Annotated in this window: 2 protein-coding genes and 1 pseudogene; 1 reads left to right on the top strand and 2 read right to left on the bottom strand. The window is 73.1% G+C overall.

Features of this window, described 5'->3' with window-relative positions:
- Nucleotides 1-200: 200 nt before the first annotated feature.
- Nucleotides 201-302 (top strand): annotated as a pseudogene (locus EHS43_RS48605) (ArsR family transcriptional regulator); the annotation flags it as partial.
- Between the two features lie 448 nt (nucleotides 303-750).
- Here the strand turns inward: EHS43_RS48605 and rbsD are convergent.
- Both rbsD and EHS43_RS43860 read right to left on the bottom strand, forming a co-directional pair.
- Entirely contained in the window at nucleotides 751-1,140 is a 390-nt protein-coding gene (rbsD, locus tag EHS43_RS43855; protein ID WP_125195976.1) for a D-ribose pyranase, read from the bottom strand.
- A partial coding sequence (locus tag EHS43_RS43860) for a ribokinase (RefSeq protein WP_148104318.1) occupies nucleotides 1,137-1,764 on the bottom strand: 628 nt, incomplete at its 5' end. The genes rbsD and EHS43_RS43860, both read right to left, overlap by 4 nt.

The raw sequence follows: 1,764 nt of genomic DNA on the forward strand, positions 1-1,764 counted from the left end.
CTCCAAGAGTCCTGATGCCACGTATGACCCGCGAGGTCGCGAGAGGGTTGCACGGGTTCACCGACTTTTTCCGCACCTCTTTCGCGGGGCCGGCGGTGACGGAGGGAAGCGGCCGAATCCATACGTTGCCCGTGTGACGTCCGAGGCCCCAGGCTGCTGCCTGCCGAGCACGACTGCCGACGCTCCTGGGGGACCGTTCCGTGCTGCGCATCCACTTCACCCCCGATGACCTGACCCGCATCAGGGTGGCCAGTACACCGGACCCGCTCTGGGAGACCGCGTTCAGCCTGCACCGCCTCCAGACCACCCAGGGCCGCTGGGCCTACGCGGACTGGCACCGCGGCACCCTGGCAGCGCTCACCGGCACCAGGCTGGGCGCCGCCGTGCGCGGACTGCTCATCCCGGTGCTGCCCAGGGCCCCGCTACCGGACATCATTCCGCAGTGCTCTGGCTTTCAGGCCGGGGGTGAAGCGAGTCATGACGCTGCGACGCGGAGTGTCGCGGTCTCGTTCCGGCGGAGCCGGACCCTGCTCGCGACGGTGACGGGTCGTTCACGTGGTCAATGGCCCGACTTCCTCACCGGGCCGAGGGCGCGGACGGGCTGGAGGCGAGGCCGGCCGCCGTCCGGGACACCGTCGTCGCACGCCGAGGAGGTCCGCGCACTGCGCGCCGCCCTCGTGCCGGCACTGCGGCGCGCCGAGAAGACGTACGGCCTGCGACTCGCCTTCCCGGCGCCCTGAGGCTCCGGCGTCAGAAGAACACCCCGCACCGGAGCAGCACGTTCGCGTACGGCCGTGCCTCCCCCGTGCGCACGACGAGACGGGCGCCCGCCGACAGCTCCTTGAGCTTCTCGTGGGAGACCAGCTGGAGGTCGGGGAACTCGCCCCGCAGCAGCGCGGCCGCCGCCGGGTTCGCGCCGAGCACCTCCTCCGCCGCCGTCGCGCCCTCCACGACCAGCTCGGCCAGCAGCCCGTCCAGCACCACCGCGAAGGACGGCACCCCGGCCCGGAAGGCCAGGTCGACCACGCGCGGCCCGTCGGGGATCGGCATCCCGGCGTCGCACACCAGCACCCCGTCCCCGTGCCCCAGCTCGGCGAGCGCGCCGGACAGATGACGGTTCAGTATTCCGGCCCTCTTCACGGCGCGCCGACCTCCTCGGCGGTGGGGAAGGAGTCCTGCGCGCCCTGCCGGGTCACCGCGACCGCCCCGACCCGGGACGCGTACGAGGCCGCCTCCTCCAAGGGGGCACCCGCCCCCAGCCGGAACGCCAGCGCCGCCGTGAAGGCGTCCCCCGCGCCCGTCGTGTCCACGGCGTCCACCTTCACCGACGCCACCCGGCTCACCCCCGCCGAGGTCGCCACCAGCGACCCCTCGGCGCCCAGGGTCACCACGACCGACCGCGGCCCCTTCGCGAGCAGCAGCCGCGCCCAGTCCTCCGGCACGTCGCTCACGCACGCGTCCCCGAGGATCACCTTCGCCTCGTGCTCGTTGACGATCAGCGGATCGCAGGCCGCGAGGACCTCGGTGGGCAACGGCCGCGGCGGCGACGGGTTCAGCACGAACCGGCTGTCCGGCGACAGGTTCCGTACGACCTCCACGACCGTCTCCAGCGGGATCTCCAGCTGCGCCGACACCACCCGGGAGGCGTGGAAGAGACTGGTCGCGGCCCCTACGTTCCCCGGCGTCAGACGCCCGTTGGCGCCCGGCGAGACCACGATGCTGTTGTCCCCGGACGGGTCGACGGTGATCAGCGCGACCCCCGTC

Origin of the sequence: Streptomyces sp. RP5T, from assembly GCF_003933965.1 — a bacterium.
In the GTDB taxonomy this organism is placed as follows: Bacteria; Actinomycetota; Actinomycetes; order Streptomycetales; family Streptomycetaceae; genus Streptomyces.